We start from the raw sequence: 17220 nt of genomic DNA, 5'->3' as shown, positions 1-17220 counted from the left end.
TCACTACCTGAAAATTCATCATGTCCGAAAACAAAACAGCCAAAGTCGCGAGTAAATACCCGGTCAACATGACCGAAACCGCTTTTCCTATGCGCGGTGATTTGGCCAAGCGCGAACCACACTGGGTCAAGCAATGGCAAGAGAAAAATATCTACGCGCGTATCCGCAAGGCCGCCGCTGGCCGCCCGAAATTCATTCTGCATGATGGCCCACCGTATGCCAATGGTGACATCCATCTCGGTCACGCCGTCAATAAAATCCTCAAGGATATGATCGTTAAGGCCCGTACCATGGCCGGGTTCGATGCGCCGTATGTGCCGGGCTGGGATTGCCATGGCATGCCGATCGAAATTCAGATTGAAAAACTGTACGGTAAAAGCCTGCCGGTCGCGGAAGTCCAAGCGAAAGCACGCGCCTATGCCGATGAACAGATAGAACGCCAAAAGGCCGGTTTCATCCGCCTCGGTGTGCTGGGCGAATGGGATAATCCTTACAAAACGATGGCATTTGGTAATGAAGCCGATGAGTTGCGTGCGCTCGGTAAGTTGCTGGAAAAAGGCTATGTGTATCGTGGCCTGAAACCGGTCAACTGGTGTTTCGATTGCGGTTCTGCCTTAGCTGAAGCCGAAGTCGAATACGAAAACAAGCGCGACCCATCGATCGATGTCGGTTTTGCCTTTGCCGAACCGGAAAAACTGGCGACCGCCTTCGGCCTGGCCGCCCTACCGGCGCTGCCCGGGTATTGCGTGATCTGGACCACGACGCCGTGGACCATTCCCTCCAATCAAGCCTTGAACATGCATGGCGAGATCGAGTATGCCTTGGTCGAAACGGTGCGCGACGGCGTCGCCACGCTGCTGATTTTGGCAAGTGATCTGGTAGAAAAAAGTTTGAGCAGTTACGGCCTCACTGGCACCGTGCTGGCCACCTGTCTGGGCGCGGCCTTAGCCGGCATCAGCTTCAAGCATCCGCTCGCCGGCGTCGACGCCGGTTATGACCGTCTGTCGCCGGTTTATCTCGGCGACTATGTCACACTCGAGAGCGGTACCGGCATCGTCCACTCGGCACCGGCCTACGGTATCGAAGATTTCTTGTCCTGCAAAGCGCATGGCATGCAAGATGACGCGATCATCGCGCCAGTGATGGGCGACGGCCGCTTCGCCTCGAGTCTGCCGCTGTTCGCCGGTCTGACGATCTGGGAAGCCTCGAAACCGATCTGCGACCAATTACGCTTGGCTGGCAGCTTGTTTTCGCTCACCATGTTCGAACACAGTTACATGCATTGCTGGCGGCATAAAACGCCGATCATTTATCGCGCCACCTCGCAGTGGTTCGCCAGCATGGACAATACCCCGAAAGACGGTGGTGCCAGCTTACGCAGTACTGCTCTCAAGGCGATCGCTGAAACCGCCTTCTTCCCCGCTTGGGGTCAGGCACGCTTGCACGGCATGATCGCCAACCGTCCCGACTGGACGCTGTCGCGTCAGCGTCAGTGGGGTGTGCCGATGGCATTTTTCCTGCATAAAGAAACCGGCCAGCTGCATCCGCGCACGGCAGAATTGCTGGAACAGATCGCTGTTCGGATAGAAAAAGAAGGCATCGAAGCTTGGCAAAAAATTGAAGTCGCCGACTTGCTTGGCGATGAAGCGCCGATGTATGTAAAAAACCGCGACACCCTCGATGTTTGGTTCGATTCCGGCGTCACCCATCAAACCGTGCTGCGCGGCTCGCATGCCGAGCAATTGCAATTCCCGGCCGATTTGTACATGGAAGGTTCCGATCAACATCGTGGCTGGTTCCATTCTTCGCTGCTGACCGCCTCCATGCTCGATGGTCGCGCACCCTACAAAGCCTTGCTCACGCATGGTTTCACGGTCGATGGCAATGGCAAGAAAATGTCTAAATCGCTGGGCAATACGATGGCACCGCAAAAGATTTCCGACACCCTCGGTGCCGATATCCTGCGTCTGTGGGTGGCTTCGACCGATTACTCGGGCGAGTTATCGATTTCCGATGAAATTCTCAAACGTGTCACCGAATCGTATCGCCGCATCCGCAATACGCTGCGCTTTTTACTGGCCAATACCTCGGATTTCGATATCAGCAAAGATGCCATCGCCATTGCAGACATGCTGGAAATCGACCGCTATGCGCTGGCTGGCATGGCAGTATTGCAGAGCGAAGTGTTGGCGCATTACGAACAATTTGAATTTCATCCGGTAGTGAGCAAATTACAGTCGTACTGCTCGGAAGATCTCGGCGGCTTTTACCTCGACATCCTCAAAGATCGTCTGTACACCAGCGGTGTCGATTCTTTAGCGCGCCGCTCCGGACAAACTGCGATTTGGCACCTGACTCAAGCATTATTGCGTTTGTTGGCACCGATGCTGTCATTTACCGCCGAAGAAGCTTGGCAGTTTTTTGCCACGCCCGAGGCCTATGCGGCCAGTGATGAAACGATTTTCACGCAAACTTATTATGCCTTGCCGGCCGTAGCCGACAGCGCCGCCTTGCTGGAAAAATTCGCCACCTTGCGGGCCGTACGTACCGATGTGACCAAGCAGCTCGAAGAAGTACGGGTAGCCGGCAGCATCGGTTCTTCTCTGCAGGCAGAAGTGGTGATCGCGGCCAGTGGTGACAAGTTTGCAGTACTCGAGAGTTTCGGTGACGATTTGAAATTTGCGCTGATCACTTCGGCAGCGACGCTAGAACAAGTTGCCAGCGCTGAGCAAGAACAGGTACGCGTAACGGCCTCGGTCTACAGTAAATGCGAGCGTTGCTGGCATTACCGCGCCGATGTCGGCAGCGCCGCCGCCCATAGTGGCTTGTGTGCGCGTTGCGTGTCCAATTTGTTCGGCAGCGGTGAGAGCCGTCGCTGCGCCTGATACGACTGATCTTTCGCGTGTGGGGTGGCAGCGCCGCCCCACACCGTACAACCACCAGACCTCTACCGATTATGGCCACAAAAAAATCCAGCAACTTCTCGCCGCGCAGTAAAGCCGCCACCTCGTCTTCTTCGCTGCTGCCTTGGCTAGGGCTGGCCGCCGTCGTGCTGCTGCTCGACCAAATCAGCAAGATCACCATCAGCAAATTATTCGTCTATGCAGAATCTCTGCGCGTGACGGCATTTTTCAATCTCACGCTGGTCTACAATAAAGGTGCGGCCTTCAGCTTCCTTGCCACCGAAGCCGGTTGGCAGCGTTACTTTTTCACTGCCATCGGTTTGATCGCCGCTGCCTACATCACCTATTTACTCAAGCAACATGCCGGACAAAAATTATTTTGCAGCGCACTGGCACTGATCATGGGCGGCGCATTGGGGAATGTCGTCGACCGTCTGCTGTACGGGCATGTCATCGATTTTCTCGATTTCCATTACCTCGAACAGTATCACTTCCCTGCTTTCAATTTGGCCGACAGTGCGATTTGTCTGGGTGCAGCGCTGTTCATACTCGATGAGTTACGACGGGTGAAGAAGTAAGCAAGTCAATCAGCAAATAAGGACGGCTAACATGCAACAGCGACTGAGTGGAAAAAAAATCATCCTGGGTCTGAGCGGCGGCATCGCCTGTTACAAGGCGGCGGAATTGACGCGCTTGCTGATCAAAGCCGGCGCAACCGTGCATGTGGTGATGACTGAAGCGGCCACCCACTTCATGACGAGCGTCACCATGCAAGCGCTGTCAGGCCAGCCGGTGTGGACCGACCAGTGGGATGCGCGCATCGCCAATAACATGCCGCATATCGACCTCACGCGCGATGCCGATGCCATCGTGATTGCCCCCTGTAGTACCGATTTCATTTTCAAGCTGGCGCACGGGGCTTGCAATGATTTACTTTCGACTCTGTGCATCGCCCGCCCAGCGGCCGTTCCCTTACTGATCGCGCCAGCCATGAACGTAGAAATGTGGCAAAACCCGGCATGCCAGAGAAATGTGGCCCAATTACGCGCCGATGGCATCCATGTGCTCGGCCCTGGAGCAGGTGCCCAAGCCTGTGGCGAAACCGGCATGGGGCGCATGCTCGAAGCGGCCGATTTGCTGAGCGAAATCATCGCTTCCTTCGCAGCAAAATCTTTACGCGGCAAACACTTGCTGATCACTGCCGGGCCGACTTTCGAAGCGATTGATCCGGTCCGTGGCATCACCAATCTGTCGTCTGGAAAAATGGGCTATGCGCTCGCTACCGCAGCATGGGAAGCCGGCGCTGCCGTGACCTTGGTATCCGGCCCTACCGCACTGGAGCGACCTTACGGAGTGCAGCGCATCGATGTGCAAAGCGCGCAACAGATGTATGACGCAGTGCTGCAGGAAATACGGCAGACGCCCGATGTATTCATCGCCGTGGCCGCCGTAGCGGACTGGCGCGTGGCTAATGCCAGCACGCAGAAACTGAAAAAAACCGAGGACTGCGCTGCTCCACAACTGCTGTTTGAAACCAACCCCGATATTCTCGCCAGCGTCGCGGCGCTGCCGCAGCCACCATATTGCGTCGGCTTTGCCGCCGAGTCGGAACGTCTGCTCGAATATGGCGCAGCGAAACGCTTGAAGAAGCAGATTCCCTTATTGGTCGGTAACATCGGCCATCAAACCTTCGGCCAGGACGACAACGAACTGGTCTTGTTCGATGCCACCGGCCACCGCAGCTTGGCACGCGCGGACAAAGCCACGCTGGCGCGCGCACTCGTCGCCGATATCGCCGCGCGGCTTAGCCATTTACCTTAAGCGATTTATTATGAAAAACATCGACATCAAACTACTCGACCCACGTCTGCACGATTTACTGCCGGCCTATGCAACGCCCGGCAGCGCCGGCTTGGATCTGCGCGCCTGTATCGACAGCGACATCAGCATCGCCGCCGGTGAAACCGTGCTGATCCCAACCGGCCTGGCGATTCATCTGGCTGATCCCGGCTATGCTGCCATGATCCTGCCGCGCAGCGGCTTGGGCCATAAGCATGGCATCGTGCTCGGCAATTTGGTGGGGCTGATCGATTCTGATTATCAAGGACAGTTGATGGTCTCGACTTGGAATCGCGGCAGCAGCGCGTTCGTGCTCAAACCGATGGAACGGCTGGCGCAACTGGTGATCGTGCCGGTATTGCAAGTCGGTTTTCACATCGTCGAAGAATTCGGCGACAGCATACGCGGTAGCGGTGGTTTTGGCAGTACCGGCCAGCAGTAAGCAAGCCCCCCGTTCGATGGTATAAAGCCCGCAGTTGCGGGCTTTATTATCAGAGCCGGCTGTCAGTGTTTGTGCTTGCGGCTGCGCCCGGCTGAATCACGCAAAATGGTGTAATTCCATTCATCTTCGTGGGCACCGGCATCGCCTTCGACGATAACGCGAAAAATATCCTCACCACCGGGGATACGACGGCCGAAGGCGGTATGTTTGCGACTCACATCGCGCCTGTCGTACACATCGACTTCGACTTCTTTCCCCTGCAAGGCCGCCTCGGACAGTACCGATTCTATGGTTTTTGAGGTGTATTCCAGTACATACAAAGGTGGTGCAAATCCAGCCATATATCCTCCGAAACAGGTGTCATCAGAAACCGGCACAATATGCCATATGCCATATGCCATATGCCATATTGTGTGCCCGCGCTTCGCTTACTCTACTTCGACTACTTCCGGCGAAGCCGCCGGTGATGCGGTATCGAGTGCAGGAAAGATTAACTTGACTTGGTCATCATCGTCAAGTTCAACGATGACGCGACCGCCTGAAACCAGCTTGCCGAACAACAGTTCATCGGCCAAGGCCTTGCGTATCATGTCTTGTATCAAGCGCGCCATCGGTCGGGCACCCATCAGCGGATCAAAACCTTTCTTGGCCAAGAATTGGCGCAGACTGTCGCTGAAGGTAGCTTCGACTTTCTTTTCATGCAATTGCTCTTCGAGTTGCATGAGGAATTTATCGACCACGCGCAGAATGATTTCTTCATCGAGTGCACGGAAACTGATGATGGCATCGAGACGGTTGCGGAACTCCGGCGTAAACATGCGTTTGATGTCGATCATCTCGTCACCAGCCTGTTTATTGTCGTTGAAACCAATCGAACGCTTTTGCAAACTTTCCGCACCGGCATTGGTGGTCATGATAATGATGACGTTGCGGAAATCCGCTTTACGGCCATTATTATCAGTCAAAGTACCGTGATCCATCACCTGTAACAAGATGTTGAAAACATCGGGATGAGCTTTTTCTATTTCATCGAGCAAGAGTACCGAATGCGGTTTCTTGGTAATGGCTTCAGTCAGCAAACCACCCTGATCAAACCCGACATAGCCGGGTGGCGCACCGATCAAACGACTGACCGCATGGCGCTCCATGTATTCAGACATATCGAAGCGGATCAACTCGATGCCGAGCGTGAAGGCTAACTGTTTCGCCACTTCGGTTTTGCCCACGCCGGTCGGACCGGAGAACAGGAAAGAGCCGATCGGCTTGTCAGTCTTGCCCAAGCCGGCACGTGCCATCTTGATCGATGAAGCCAAGGCTTCGATCGCCGGCTCTTGGCCGAACACCACATTTTTGAGGTCACGGTCTATGGTTTGCAGCTTACTGCGATCATCTTGGTTAACCGTTTGTGGCGGAATTCGGGCGATTTTCGCGATGATATCTTCGATATCAGCCTTGCCTATGGTTTTCTTTTGCTTGGACTTAGGCAGAATACGCTGCGCAGCCCCAGCTTCATCGATGACATCGATGGCCTTGTCCGGCAAATGACGATCATTGATAAAACGCGCTGACAATTCAGCCGCCGTGGTCAATGCCGAAGCCGAATACTTGACGTTATGATGCTCTTCAAATTTCGATTTCAGGCCGCGCAGAATCTGCACAGTTTGCTCCACCGTCGGTTCATTGACATCGATTTTCTGGAAGCGACGTGACAGTGCATGATCTTTTTCAAACACGCCGCGGTATTCCGCGTAGGTGGTGGCACCCAAACATTTGAGCTGACCGCTGGACAAAGCCGGTTTGAGCAGATTGGAGGCGTCGAGCGTCCCGCCGGAAGCGGAACCGGCACCGATGATGGTATGAATTTCATCGATGAACAAAATACCGTTGGGGGTATCTTTCAATTGTTTTAAGACACCCTTCAAACGCAACTCGAAGTCGCCCCGATATTTGGTACCGGCTAACAAAGAGCCCATATCGAGCGAATACACGACGGCGTTGCTCAAGATATCAGGCACATCACCCTGCGTGATACGCAGGGCCAAGCCTTCGGCGATCGCGGTCTTGCCGACCCCGGCTTCGCCGACCAACAAGGGATTGTTTTTCCGGCGACGGCACAGAATTTGAATTACCCGTTCGACTTCGCTGTCGCGGCCGATCAGCGGGTCGATCTTGCCTTCAGCAGCGTGCTTGTTCAAATTTTGGGTAAATTGATCGAGCGGGCTTTCTTTCGCCTGCGCCTCGGCAGCCGGTTCTTCGCCACCAGTGTCGGCTTTCTGCGGTTCCGTCAGATTATCTTTGCGCACGCCGTGGGAAATGAAATTGACCACATCGAGCCGCGTCACGCCCTGCTGATGCAGGTAATACACGGCATGCGAATCTTTTTCACCGAAGATAGCCACCAGTACATTGGCACCGGTGACTTCTTTTTTGCCATTCGACGAAGATTGCACATGCATGATCGCGCGCTGAATGACGCGCTGAAAACCGAGCGTAGGCTGGGTATCGACCTCGCTGCTACCGGGTACGGTAGGCGTATTGTCGGTAATGAAGTTACCCAGCGTTTTACGCAGATCATCGAGATTGACCGCGCAAGCGCGCATGACTTCCGCAGCCGAGGGATTATCGAGCAGTGCCAGCAGCAGATGCTCAACGGTGATGAACTCATAACGAGCCTGCCTGGCTTCGACAAACGCCATATGCAAACTAACTTCTAATTCTTGCGCAATCATACTTCCTCCATCACACATTGCAGGGGGTGTCCTGCCTTACGAGCGTGCGTCAAAACGAGTTCCACTTTGGTCAGTGCAATGTCTTTCGAATAAACACCGCAAACGCCTTTGCCATCACGATGTACTCTTAGCATGATCTGCATCGCAGTCTCACGATCTTTATTAAAGTATTCCTGAACAACCGTCACTACAAACTCCATCGGAGTGTAGTCGTCGTTTAATAATAGTACCTGATACATGGAAGGCGGCTTGAGCTTTTGCGCTTGCCGTTCCAAGATCGTACTGTTTTCATGCTTGTTTCCCATACGCCTATTTTAGTACGTTGATCGATGCGAGAAGTGAATAATAAGCGAATAAAGACAGCCAAGTTCTAGACTTCAATCAATGTTACTCGCTTTCAAGACTTTTCACAGATGGTGATCATTTTCCAGAGATCAAGCTCGGAATCACGTTAGGGAGACGTTTAGTCAGAGCGGCCTAATTTGTTAAACTCAATTAAAAATACAACAATACAACACCCTAGGCCAGAAGTTTCTTGACATGAGGTTTTTTTCCGCCAAGAATGATATCAGTTGGCTACGTTAGTATTTATTAGTTAACACGAAGGGGGCAGGTTTAGGGAGGGCTGGCATGTCGCCAGGTTTCTTGCTTTTACGGCTCGTGTGATTAGATTCTATTTGAAAGATGCATTATGGCAACAGGTACCGTCAAGTGGTTCAATGATTCCAAAGGCTTCGGCTTTATCACTCCGGACGACGGTGGTGAGGATTTGTTCGCCCACTTTTCCGCAATCCAGATGAACGGCTTCAAGACTCTGAAAGAAGGTCAAAAAGTATCGTTCGAAGTCACGCAAGGCCCTAAAGGCAAGCAAGCTTCTAACATCCAAAATCCGTAATTTTCGGATCAGGAATTTCGAAAAGCCCCGCTTTGACGGGGCTTTTTTTTGCACTGCCCTCACTCCGCTGCAGCCTCATGACACTGCGTTATAAATTCATCCTCTTCGCGATCATTCCGCTGCTGCTTTCCTTCTTCGGCATCGCTACTGCGGTGTTTTATCAATCGACCCAATTGGCACAGCAACAGCGCCACAGCGTCGAACAAGCCTACTTGGCCAGCAAAGAACTCGAACTCAAGCACTACGTCAAATTAGCCAAGTCAGCTATCGCCCACCTCTACGAGCATGACCACGGCACGCCACGCAATCAGGAAGAAGCCAAGAAAATTTTAGCCTCACTCGATTTCGGCGATGATGGCTACTTTTACATCTACGATCGGCAAGGTAACAACCTGATGCATCCGCGTCAGCCCGAACTGGTCGGGCGCAATCTGTGGAATATGACTGATCCACAAGGGCAACTGACAATACAAAAACTGATCCACGCAGCCGACCAAGGCGGCGGTGCCGTCCGTTATCTGTGGGAAAAACCATCGAGCCATCAGATGGCGGCCAAACTCGGTTATGTGATTCCGCTGGAACGCTGGGGTTGGGTACTCGGCAGCGGGATCTATCTCGATGATGTCGAGAGCGCGCTGACCCGCATCGATGTGCAAGGCGCGGCGAATATCCATAACACCATGTTTTGGATCGTCGGCATTACGCTGGCCTGCGCTCTGGCCATCGCCGCTGCCGGCTTGGCACTCAATATCAGCCAATCACGCTTGGCCGATGCCAAGCTCAAGGTCCTGACGCGGCGCATCGTCAGCTCGCAAGAAGATGAGCGTGCACGGCTGTCGCGCGATCTGCACGATGGGCTCAGTCAATTGCTGGTGTCGGTGAAACTGCAGATCGAATCGGGCGTCGCCAAGCTGGCCCCGGTACAGCCTGCCCAAGAGGCCGCACGCATCGCGCTGGCGCGCGCTACCAAACAGCTCAACGAAGCCTTGGCAGAGGTGCGCCGCATCTCCCACGACCTGCGGCCAGCCATGCTGGTCGACCTCGGGGTGGTGGCCGCCTTTGAGCATCTGGCAGCCGAATTTGAAAACGCCACCGCCCTGCCGGTATTATTGGTCACCGAAGGGAAGTTTCACGGCTTATCGGAAATCAGCGGCACGGTGCTGTACCGGGTAGCGCAAGAAGCGCTGACGAATATCCATAAACATGCCAAGCAAGTGAGTCAAGTGGAAATCGAATTGCGTGCGCATGGAAACACCGTCACACTCTGTATTATCGACAATGGCAGCGGCTTCGACGCTCAAGGCATCGCCGAGCACCCCAAGCGTGGCATCGGCCTGTCGAATATGCGCGAACGCTTGGCGACGGTACAGGGGCAGTTGCTGCTGCAATCAAACAGTAAAGGCACGCGTGTCGTGGCCAGTATCCCTCACGGAGAATAATAAGTAATGAATCAGACCACCCCGATCAAGCTACTGTTGGTGGATGACCATCCGCTGGTACGCGACGGCTTGCGCGCCCGTTTGGAAAGCGTGCCGCACTTTCAGGTTTGTGGCGAGGCCGGCAGCGCCGCGGAAGCGCTGAAGATCATTGCAGAACAAGCGCTCGATCTGGTCCTGATGGATATTAATCTCGGCAATACCAACGGCATCAGTCTGACCGCGCGCTTGAGTCAAGATTACCCGGCGATCGCCGTGATCATGCTGTCGATGCACGAAAAGGCTGAGTACGTGAGCCAATCGGTGCAAGCCGGTGCGCGCGGCTATGTACTTAAGGATGTCCCGGCAGAAGAGATTATCCACGCCATCGAAAGCGTCATCGCCGGCGGCAGCTATTTCAGCGCCGGACTGCAGAGTGAAGCCAACCGCAAACGACCGACGCAATTACTGACTCAGCGCGAGCAATGTATACTAGAGAGTATCGCCACCGGCAAATCGAACAAGCACATCGCCCGCGAATTGAGCCTGAGCGTGCGCACCATCGAAACCCACAGGCTCAATATCAAACGCAAGCTCAATATCGATGGCCAGGCCGATCTGATCCGCTATGCCATCAACAATCTAGCGCAGTAATACAGCGATACCAATGAAAAAAGCCGGCTTACGCCGGCTTTTTGTTTACCATGCAAACAGTTACATGTTTTCTATCATGACATCGCCGAAACCGGAGCACGATACTTGCGTAGCGCCTTCCATCAGACGGGCGAAATCGTAAGTGACTTTCTTGGCCGTGATGGATTTTTCGGTTGCCGAGATCAACAAGTCCGCCGCTTCCAACCAACCCATGTGACGCAACATCATTTCAGCCGACAAGATCAGGGAACCTGGGTTGACATAATCTTTGCCAGCGTATTTCGGTGCTGTGCCGTGGGTTGCTTCGAACATGGCCACGGAATCGGACAAGTTCGCGCCCGGTGCAATACCGATGCCGCCGACTTGTGCTGCCAACGCGTCGGAGATGTAATCGCCGTTCAGGTTGAGGGTAGCGATGACACTGTATTCAGCTGGACGCAACAGGATTTGCTGCAGGAATGCATCGGCAATCACATCCTTGACGACGATATCTTTGCCAGTCTTAGGATTTTTAAATTTGCACCATGGGCCGCCATCGATCAGTTCTGCACCGAATTCTTTTTGTGCCAATGCATAGGCCCAATCACGGAAGCCACCTTCGGTGTACTTCATGATGTTGCCTTTATGTACAATCGTCACCGATGACTTGTCGTTGTCGATTGCATACTGGATTGCTTTACGAACCAAGCGCTCAGTGCCTTCGATGGAAACCGGTTTGATACCGATGCCCGAAGTTTCTGGGAAACGGATTTTCTTGACGCCCATTTCGGTGGTCAGGAAAGCGATCAGTTTTTTGACTTGTTCGGAACCTTGTGCGAATTCGATACCGGCGTAGATATCTTCCGAATTTTCACGGAAAATTACCATGTCGGTTTTTTCCGGTTCACGGACTGGCGATGGCACGCCTTTGAAATAACGGACTGGACGCAGACAAACGTAGAGATCAAGTTCCTGACGCAGGGCGACGTTGAGCGAACGAATGCCGCCGCCGACTGGCGTAGTCAGTGGGCCTTTGATAGAAACAACGTAGTCGCGCAAGACTGTCAGCGTTTCTTCCGGCAACCAGACGTCAGGGCCGTAAACCTTGGTCGATTTTTCACCAGCGAAGATTTCCATCCAGCTGATTTTGCGCTTGCCGCCGTAAGCTTTGGCAACTGCGGCGTCAACCACCTTAATCATGACCGGGCTGATATCCACGCCAGTCCCATCACCCTCGATATACGGGATGATAGGATTGTCAGGAACAGTCAGCGAGAAATCGGCATTGACGGTAATTTTTTTACCTTCAGCAGGAACTTGAATATGTTGATACATCGTTTTCTCCGTAGTTAAGCGAACAAGCGGGGTGCGCTGGGTACGCTGAGTTGTGTTATGTCGTAAATATGTCTTGTCTCTATATAATAACGAAAGTCGGCGTCAAGACTGGTGCGCGATCGACTCTGCGCCAAAAACTCTCGTTAACCCTTGTTAACTCTTATATAAGACACAAGACCAGCATTTCGTATTATGCACTAGTATTTTACTGTGTGCCATCAATTTACCAAATTGCGCTTACCATATTGCCATGAAACTGATCTTACTCAACAAACCTTTCAACGTGATGTGCCAATTTTCGGCCCATCCCAGCCGCCAAACTCTAGCCGATTATCTGAGCCTACCTAATATATACCCAGCCGGGCGGCTTGATGCTGATAGCGAAGGATTAATTTTACTGACCGATGATGGGCAACTGCAGAACCGCATCAGTCACCCCGATCACAAACAAGCGAAAACCTATTTAGTACAAGTCGAAGGCAGCCCGACTGCAGCGCAACTGGCGGCCTTACGCGCGCCCTTGGATTTAGGTGACTTTGTGACGCAGCCATGCCAAGCGGTACAAATCATGCCGCCCGACTGGCTGTGGCCACGCCATCCGCCGATCCGCGAACGCGCGCAAATACCCACGGCTTGGCTGAGCTTGACCCTGTCGGAAGGAAAAAATCGCCAGGTGCGGCGAATGACGGCGGCGGTCGGCCTGCCTACCCTGCGCTTGGTGCGCAGTGCTATCAGCGGCTTTTCCTTGGCCAGCCACCCGCTCATGCCGGGAGAATGGCAACAAGTGACACTGTGACACTGCAAGCAGACGGTGACAGGCGTGTTAGACGTGGGTTTATTTTGCATTTCTTGAATAATCGTGTCAACCGGCAACACTACTACGCCGTTCTCATCAGTGCTGCACTGAAATCATCATGCTGTTACCCCCCTACTCTAAGGAATGAACATGAAAAAATTGATCGCCGTTTTGCTTGCTGGTCTGTTTGCTTCCGTCGCATTTGCTCAAGTTGCCGCTGCGGCTGACGCCCCTGCTTCAGCCCCTGCCGCTTCCGCCGAAGCCGCGGCACCGAAGGCTAAAAAAGCCAAGAAAGCGAAAAAAGCTGCCCCTGCAGCCGATGCGGCAGCCGCAGCAGCCAGCAAATAAGCTTTACCGCATTAAAAAAGGCAGTAAATCGAGCGTAAAGCGCTTAGGTTTACTGCCTTTTTTTTATTTGCGGTACGATACGGCCTTCACCTTTTTTTCACCCTGATTAATCATGAATAAACATTTCCTGCTCCGCCTCGCTACCCTGCTGGCTTTTTCCGTCTGCGCGGCTGGCGTCAGCGCGCAAACAAAGTTGCCAATAAAACAATTGTCAGCCGGTATGTATGTGATTCAAGCCGAAGTGGCCAGCAGTGATGCAGAACGCGAGCAAGGTCTGATGTTGCGCACCAAAATGGCGGGCAATGAAGGCATGGTGTTTGATTTTCATGCGCCGGCCGGGGTGTGCATGTGGATGAAGAATACCCTGATCCCTTTATCGGTGGCCTTCATCGATCGCGATGGCGTGATCGTCAATATCGAAGACATGGCACCGGAATCACTCGACTCACACTGCGCCAAACGCACCGTGCAATACGCACTGGAAATGAATCTCGGTTGGTTCAAGCAAAAAAATATCAAACCGGGTACCAAAATCGAGGGCTTGCCGCTGGCACGTTAATCACAATAGCTTCTTGCAATGCAAAAAACCGCAGTATCTGCGGTTTTTTTTCACTGCCCATCTGTACTGCTGCGCTTAAGCTTGCCGTCCGGTTTGGCACCTTAGCACCCGACCAGAGTCAACAAGACTCAGTTAATTACGCAGCCAGTGCTTTCAAAGCGGAAGCCAGACGGCTCTTATGGCGAGCTGCCTTGTTCTTGTGAATGATTTTTTTGTCAGCGATACGATCGATAGTCGATACGGATGTTTGAAAAATAACTGCAGCAGCGGCTTTGTCACCGGCTTCGATCGCTTTACGAACAGCTTTGATGGCTGTGCGCAGAGTCGAGCGTTGGCTGGAGTTGTGTGCGTTTTGTTTTACTGCTTGACGAGCACGTTTGCGTGCTTGTGCGGTATTTGCCATGAGATTTCCTAAACGTGGTCAAAGCGACGAGGTCAAAGCAAGTTGATAAAATGCCACGCCGCAAAATTCTATACAGCTTTGTAGTATAACGACTTTTATTTTTCTTAGCAAGCATTACTGTGGCTTGGCAGATTGCGCACTCACTCGCAAGGCCTACTGTATCGTTAATTTTTTTCTGCCACTGTAACTGTCGCCCGCCGCGCTTCTATGGGAAAGTAAGGCAATCGTTCCCTATAAGGATAGTTATCATGCAATGCCTGCCCCTGCAATTAAGCGCTCAACGCGTCGCCCTCGAAACATTGACGCCTGCGCATCTCGATGAAATCACCACGGCCGCGGCCGATGGCGAACTGTGGAAATTATTTTTCACCTCTGTACCAGCACCGCAACACTGTACCCAGTGGCTCAGCAACGCCCTCACGGCGATGGCCGAGCAGCGGGCGCTGCCATTTGCGATCCGCGATCTGGCCACGGGTAAAATTGTCGGCAGCACGCGTTTTTTTAATTTGGTACGCGAACATCGCCGTCTCGAAATCGGCCATACCTGGCTGGCCCGCTCAGCCCAGCGCAGCGGCATCAATACAGAAATGAAATTACTGATGCTGCGGCATGCCTTTCAAGTGTGGGACTGCCTGGCAGTCGAATTTCGTACCGATTTTTTCAACCATCGCTCGCAAGCGGCGATCGAACGCCTCGGTGCCAAGCGTGATGGTATCTTACGCAATCACATGGTCATGCCGGACGGACGCATCCGTGATACTGTTGTGTATAGTATCTTGCAAAATGAATGGGCCGGCGTCGAACAGAATCTGCAGTATCTGCTCGATCGCCGCGCTTGAGCAATTAATCACCGCGCCGCTGCCGGCGCTTGGTCTGGGGAGAACCTTTACGTGCTGATCGATTTTTTCTTTACGCTCAAAGATGCCAAAGTGCCGGTATCGATCAAAGAATTTCTGATGTTGCTGGAAGCGTTGGAAAAAGGCTTGATCAGCATGTCGCTCGATGATTTTTATTTCCTCGCGCGTACCATCATGGTTAAGGATGAAGCCCACTACGATAAATTCGACCGCGCCTTCGGCCTGTATTTCAAGGGCATAGACACACTGTTTGAAAAACATCCCGAGATTCCGCTCGACTGGCTCAAGCAACGACTGGCGCGCGAACTCAGCGATGAGCAAAAAGCCGCCATAGAAAAATTCGGCTACGACAAGCTGATGGACAGGCTCAAAGATTTACTGAAAGAACAAAAAGAGCGCCATGAAGGCGGCAGCAAATGGATAGGTACCGGTGGCACCTCGCCATTCGGCAATGGTGGCAGCAACCCGGAAGGCATACGCATCGGCGGCCAAGGTGGTAAGCGCAGTGCGGTTAAGGTGTGGGAAGAACGTTCATTCAAAGATTACGATGCCGAACGCGAACTCGGCACGCGTAACATCAAAGTCGCGCTGCGCCGCTTGCGTAAATTCGCGCGCCACGGTGCGGCCGAAGAATTTGCCCTCGATGCGACGATACAGGCGACGGCCAATAATGCCGGCTATCTCGATATCAAAATGCAGCCGGAACGAAAAAATAACATCAAGGTGCTCATGTTGCTCGATGTTGGCGGCACCATGGATGACCATATTGCCCAGACCGAAGAATTATTCTCCGCCGCCAAGACCGAATTCAAGAATATGGAATTTTTTTACTTCCATAACTGCGTCTATGATTATTTATGGAAAAACAATCGACGCCGCCATGCCGAAAAATTTCCCACCATGGATATTTTGCGCAAGTATCCGGCCGATACCAAGCTGATCTTTGTTGGCGATGCCACCATGAGCCCCTATGAAATCCTGCAGCCGGGTGGCTCGGTTGAATACAATAATGAAGAAGCCGGCGCCGTCTGGCTGCAGCGTTTCGCCAGCACTTTCCCCAAATATGTGTGGCTCAATCCGGAACCGGAAGCGGTTTGGCAGTACCGCCAATCGATCAGCGTGGTGCGCCAGTTGATGAGCGAGCGGATGTTTCCCGTCACATTGGAAGGTTTGGCGCGCGCCATGCGGACCTTGAGCAAGTGATCAATCGTACAGTTGCAGCGATTTTTTCATTGTGTTGAGCAACACCAGGCGCGTCAGCGGTTTAACCAGAAAACCGCTGCAGCCGACCTTCGCGGCCCGTTCGATCTGGTATTCAAACGACTTATCGACCAGCAAGATGACCGTAGTCCGCAAGCCGAGGTTTTGCCGTTTGAGCTCGGCGCATAGGGCATAGGGATCGAGCTGCGGCATCGAGGTATTGATCAGGGTCAGCGCATGCTGATTATTCCCATCGAGCATGAGGGCGCTGCGCTCATCGGTCGCTAAGGTGACATTGATGCCGAACGGATCCATCATGGCGGCGACATACTCGCGAAACTGGGTATCCTTATCCACCACCAAGATACCGCCCTTGGCCACCGCTTGCGCGCGCATTTTGGCATAGACATCGGGATCGGTCAAATCGAGATCGAGCCGCTTGTCGCGGCGTCGCTCATGAACGGACACGGTTTTACGTGCACTCAAACCGGTCAGCACCAGTGTGCGTTGATCGATCATTTCATCGAGCAAGGTGAAAATTTTGCGCCAGCGAATAGGCCGCGGCATCACCCGATACGGCAAGTCGACCTCAGTTTTACCAATAAGCAACACCGGCTGCGCCACACCAGGGTGTAAATCCGATAAAGTTGCGAGCGCTTTTAATTCACCCGCATTCACAATATACATGTCAGGATCTTGCAGGCAGCCTCGTTTGAGGCAGGTATAGCTATACCCGGTTTCGCGCGCAACCGCCAAAACACTGAAAAAAGTATCTTCTTCACTGGCCGAAAATCCAAGCAAGCGGATAGCGATCGTTGGAGTTTTTTGTGACATCGTTTATCCATCTACTCAATACAGCTACAATA

At 53.1% G+C, this 17220-nt stretch carries 18 protein-coding genes; 12 read left to right on the top strand and 6 right to left on the bottom strand.

Annotated elements, in window-relative coordinates; all coding sequences use genetic code 11:
• Window positions 1–20: 20 nt before the first annotated feature.
• From ileS to dut, 4 genes are all read left to right on the top strand, one after another.
• On the top strand, window positions 21–2885 hold the full coding sequence (gene ileS, locus RHM61_RS11625) for an isoleucine--tRNA ligase (RefSeq protein WP_322247476.1): 2865 nt from the start codon (window positions 21–23) through the stop codon (window positions 2883–2885).
• 71 nt (window positions 2886–2956) lie between these two features.
• The gene (lspA, locus tag RHM61_RS11620) at window positions 2957–3481 is read left to right on the top strand and encodes a signal peptidase II (protein WP_322247475.1); all 525 of its coding nucleotides are present in this window, start codon (window positions 2957–2959) and stop codon (window positions 3479–3481) included.
• Window positions 3482–3512: 31 nt separating this feature from the next.
• Window positions 3513–4724, top strand: coding sequence for a bifunctional phosphopantothenoylcysteine decarboxylase/phosphopantothenate--cysteine ligase CoaBC (coaBC, locus tag RHM61_RS11615; RefSeq protein ID WP_322247474.1), 1212 nt, complete (start codon window positions 3513–3515; stop codon window positions 4722–4724).
• A 10-nt stretch (window positions 4725–4734) separates the two neighbouring features.
• Window positions 4735–5184, top strand: a complete 450-nt coding sequence (gene dut / locus RHM61_RS11610) for a dUTP diphosphatase (RefSeq protein WP_322247473.1) — start codon at window positions 4735–4737, stop codon at window positions 5182–5184.
• Window positions 5185–5246: 62 nt separating this feature from the next.
• On the opposite strand, the gene RHM61_RS11605 is transcribed toward dut, so the two are convergent.
• From RHM61_RS11605 to clpS, 3 genes are all read right to left on the bottom strand, one after another.
• Window positions 5247–5525: a hypothetical protein gene (locus tag RHM61_RS11605; RefSeq protein WP_322247472.1), complete on the bottom strand. Its 279-nt coding sequence runs from the start codon at window positions 5523–5525 to the stop codon at window positions 5247–5249.
• An 87-nt stretch (window positions 5526–5612) separates the two neighbouring features.
• On the bottom strand, window positions 5613–7913 hold the full coding sequence (gene clpA / locus RHM61_RS11600) for an ATP-dependent Clp protease ATP-binding subunit ClpA (protein WP_322247471.1): 2301 nt from the start codon (window positions 7911–7913) through the stop codon (window positions 5613–5615).
• Entirely contained in the window at window positions 7910–8218 is a 309-nt protein-coding gene (gene clpS, locus RHM61_RS11595) for an ATP-dependent Clp protease adapter ClpS (protein ID WP_322247470.1), read from the bottom strand. The genes clpA and clpS overlap by 4 nt, the downstream gene beginning before the upstream one ends.
• Before the next feature lie 386 nt (window positions 8219–8604).
• On the opposite strand from clpS, the gene RHM61_RS11590 reads away from it, so the two are divergent.
• The 3 genes from RHM61_RS11590 to RHM61_RS11580 all read left to right on the top strand — a co-directional run bounded on the left by RHM61_RS11590 (window position 8605) and on the right by RHM61_RS11580 (window position 10877).
• A complete protein-coding gene (locus RHM61_RS11590; RefSeq protein WP_110257373.1) occupies window positions 8605–8808 on the top strand; it encodes a cold-shock protein in 204 nt (67 codons plus the stop codon).
• A gap of 77 nt (window positions 8809–8885) precedes the next feature.
• The gene (locus RHM61_RS11585) at window positions 8886–10247 is read left to right on the top strand and encodes a cache domain-containing protein (protein WP_322247469.1); all 1362 of its coding nucleotides are present in this window, start codon (window positions 8886–8888) and stop codon (window positions 10245–10247) included.
• Window positions 10248–10253: 6 nt separating this feature from the next.
• Window positions 10254–10877 carry a response regulator transcription factor gene (locus RHM61_RS11580; protein WP_322247468.1) on the top strand — a complete coding sequence of 208 codons (624 nt, stop codon included), beginning with the start codon at window positions 10254–10256 and terminating at the stop codon, window positions 10875–10877.
• Window positions 10878–10937: 60 nt separating this feature from the next.
• On the opposite strand, the gene icd is transcribed toward RHM61_RS11580, so the two are convergent.
• Entirely contained in the window at window positions 10938–12191 is a 1254-nt protein-coding gene (gene icd, locus RHM61_RS11575; RefSeq protein WP_322247467.1) for an NADP-dependent isocitrate dehydrogenase, read from the bottom strand.
• A 250-nt stretch (window positions 12192–12441) separates the two neighbouring features.
• Between icd and RHM61_RS11570 the strand changes: the two genes are divergently transcribed.
• The 3 genes from RHM61_RS11570 (at window position 12442) to RHM61_RS11560 (ending at window position 13894) form a co-directional block, all read left to right on the top strand.
• A complete protein-coding gene (locus RHM61_RS11570) occupies window positions 12442–12987 on the top strand; it encodes a pseudouridine synthase (protein WP_322247466.1) in 546 nt (181 codons plus the stop codon).
• Between the two features lie 150 nt (window positions 12988–13137).
• Window positions 13138–13335 (top strand): hypothetical protein, encoded by a 198-nt coding sequence (locus tag RHM61_RS11565; RefSeq protein ID WP_322247465.1) that lies wholly within the window; start codon window positions 13138–13140, stop codon window positions 13333–13335.
• Window positions 13336–13447: 112 nt separating this feature from the next.
• Window positions 13448–13894 (top strand): DUF192 domain-containing protein, encoded by a 447-nt coding sequence (locus tag RHM61_RS11560; RefSeq protein ID WP_322247464.1) that lies wholly within the window; start codon window positions 13448–13450, stop codon window positions 13892–13894.
• Between the two features lie 136 nt (window positions 13895–14030).
• On the opposite strand, the gene rpsT is transcribed toward RHM61_RS11560, so the two are convergent.
• A complete protein-coding gene (gene rpsT, locus RHM61_RS11555) occupies window positions 14031–14297 on the bottom strand; it encodes a 30S ribosomal protein S20 (RefSeq protein WP_322247463.1) in 267 nt (88 codons plus the stop codon).
• Window positions 14298–14545: 248 nt separating this feature from the next.
• Here rpsT and RHM61_RS11550 point away from each other — a divergent pair, with 248 nt between their 5' ends.
• Window positions 14546–15136 carry a GNAT family protein gene (locus RHM61_RS11550; RefSeq protein WP_322247462.1) on the top strand — a complete coding sequence of 197 codons (591 nt, stop codon included), beginning with the start codon at window positions 14546–14548 and terminating at the stop codon, window positions 15134–15136.
• Between the two features lie 51 nt (window positions 15137–15187).
• A complete protein-coding gene (locus RHM61_RS11545) occupies window positions 15188–16357 on the top strand; it encodes a hypothetical protein (protein WP_322247461.1) in 1170 nt (389 codons plus the stop codon).
• Here the strand turns inward: RHM61_RS11545 and RHM61_RS11540 are convergent, their stop codons facing one another.
• Window positions 16358–17188, bottom strand: coding sequence for a response regulator (locus RHM61_RS11540; protein ID WP_322247460.1), 831 nt, complete (start codon window positions 17186–17188; stop codon window positions 16358–16360). It lies immediately after the preceding gene.
• Between the last annotated feature and the right edge of the window lie 32 nt (window positions 17189–17220).

Source organism: Undibacterium sp. CCC3.4 (assembly GCF_034347425.1).
GTDB lineage: Bacteria > Pseudomonadota > Gammaproteobacteria > Burkholderiales > Burkholderiaceae_D > Undibacterium.
This window is presented reverse-complemented; position numbering and strand designations above follow the sequence as displayed.

What these genes read in the sequence shown, in the direction of transcription:
- ileS (WP_322247476.1), top strand. Translation starts at nt 21, where the DNA reads ATGTCCGAAAACAAAACAGCCAAAGTCGCGAGTAAATACCCGGTCAAC.
- lspA (WP_322247475.1), top strand. Translation starts at nt 2,957, where the DNA reads ATGGCCACAAAAAAATCCAGCAACTTCTCGCCGCGCAGTAAAGCCGCC.
- coaBC (WP_322247474.1), top strand. Translation starts at nt 3,513, where the DNA reads ATGCAACAGCGACTGAGTGGAAAAAAAATCATCCTGGGTCTGAGCGGC.
- dut (WP_322247473.1), top strand. Translation starts at nt 4,735, where the DNA reads ATGAAAAACATCGACATCAAACTACTCGACCCACGTCTGCACGATTTA.
- RHM61_RS11605 (WP_322247472.1), bottom strand. Translation starts at nt 5,525, where the DNA reads ATGGCTGGATTTGCACCACCTTTGTATGTACTGGAATACACCTCAAAA.
- clpA (WP_322247471.1), bottom strand. Translation starts at nt 7,913, where the DNA reads ATGATTGCGCAAGAATTAGAAGTTAGTTTGCATATGGCGTTTGTCGAA.
- clpS (WP_322247470.1), bottom strand. Translation starts at nt 8,218, where the DNA reads ATGGGAAACAAGCATGAAAACAGTACGATCTTGGAACGGCAAGCGCAA.
- RHM61_RS11590 (WP_110257373.1), top strand. Translation starts at nt 8,605, where the DNA reads ATGGCAACAGGTACCGTCAAGTGGTTCAATGATTCCAAAGGCTTCGGC.
- RHM61_RS11585 (WP_322247469.1), top strand. Translation starts at nt 8,886, where the DNA reads ATGACACTGCGTTATAAATTCATCCTCTTCGCGATCATTCCGCTGCTG.
- RHM61_RS11580 (WP_322247468.1), top strand. Translation starts at nt 10,254, where the DNA reads ATGAATCAGACCACCCCGATCAAGCTACTGTTGGTGGATGACCATCCG.
- icd (WP_322247467.1), bottom strand. Translation starts at nt 12,191, where the DNA reads ATGTATCAACATATTCAAGTTCCTGCTGAAGGTAAAAAAATTACCGTC.
- RHM61_RS11570 (WP_322247466.1), top strand. Translation starts at nt 12,442, where the DNA reads ATGAAACTGATCTTACTCAACAAACCTTTCAACGTGATGTGCCAATTT.
- RHM61_RS11565 (WP_322247465.1), top strand. Translation starts at nt 13,138, where the DNA reads ATGAAAAAATTGATCGCCGTTTTGCTTGCTGGTCTGTTTGCTTCCGTC.
- RHM61_RS11560 (WP_322247464.1), top strand. Translation starts at nt 13,448, where the DNA reads ATGAATAAACATTTCCTGCTCCGCCTCGCTACCCTGCTGGCTTTTTCC.
- rpsT (WP_322247463.1), bottom strand. Translation starts at nt 14,297, where the DNA reads ATGGCAAATACCGCACAAGCACGCAAACGTGCTCGTCAAGCAGTAAAA.
- RHM61_RS11550 (WP_322247462.1), top strand. Translation starts at nt 14,546, where the DNA reads ATGCAATGCCTGCCCCTGCAATTAAGCGCTCAACGCGTCGCCCTCGAA.
- RHM61_RS11540 (WP_322247460.1), bottom strand. Translation starts at nt 17,188, where the DNA reads ATGTCACAAAAAACTCCAACGATCGCTATCCGCTTGCTTGGATTTTCG.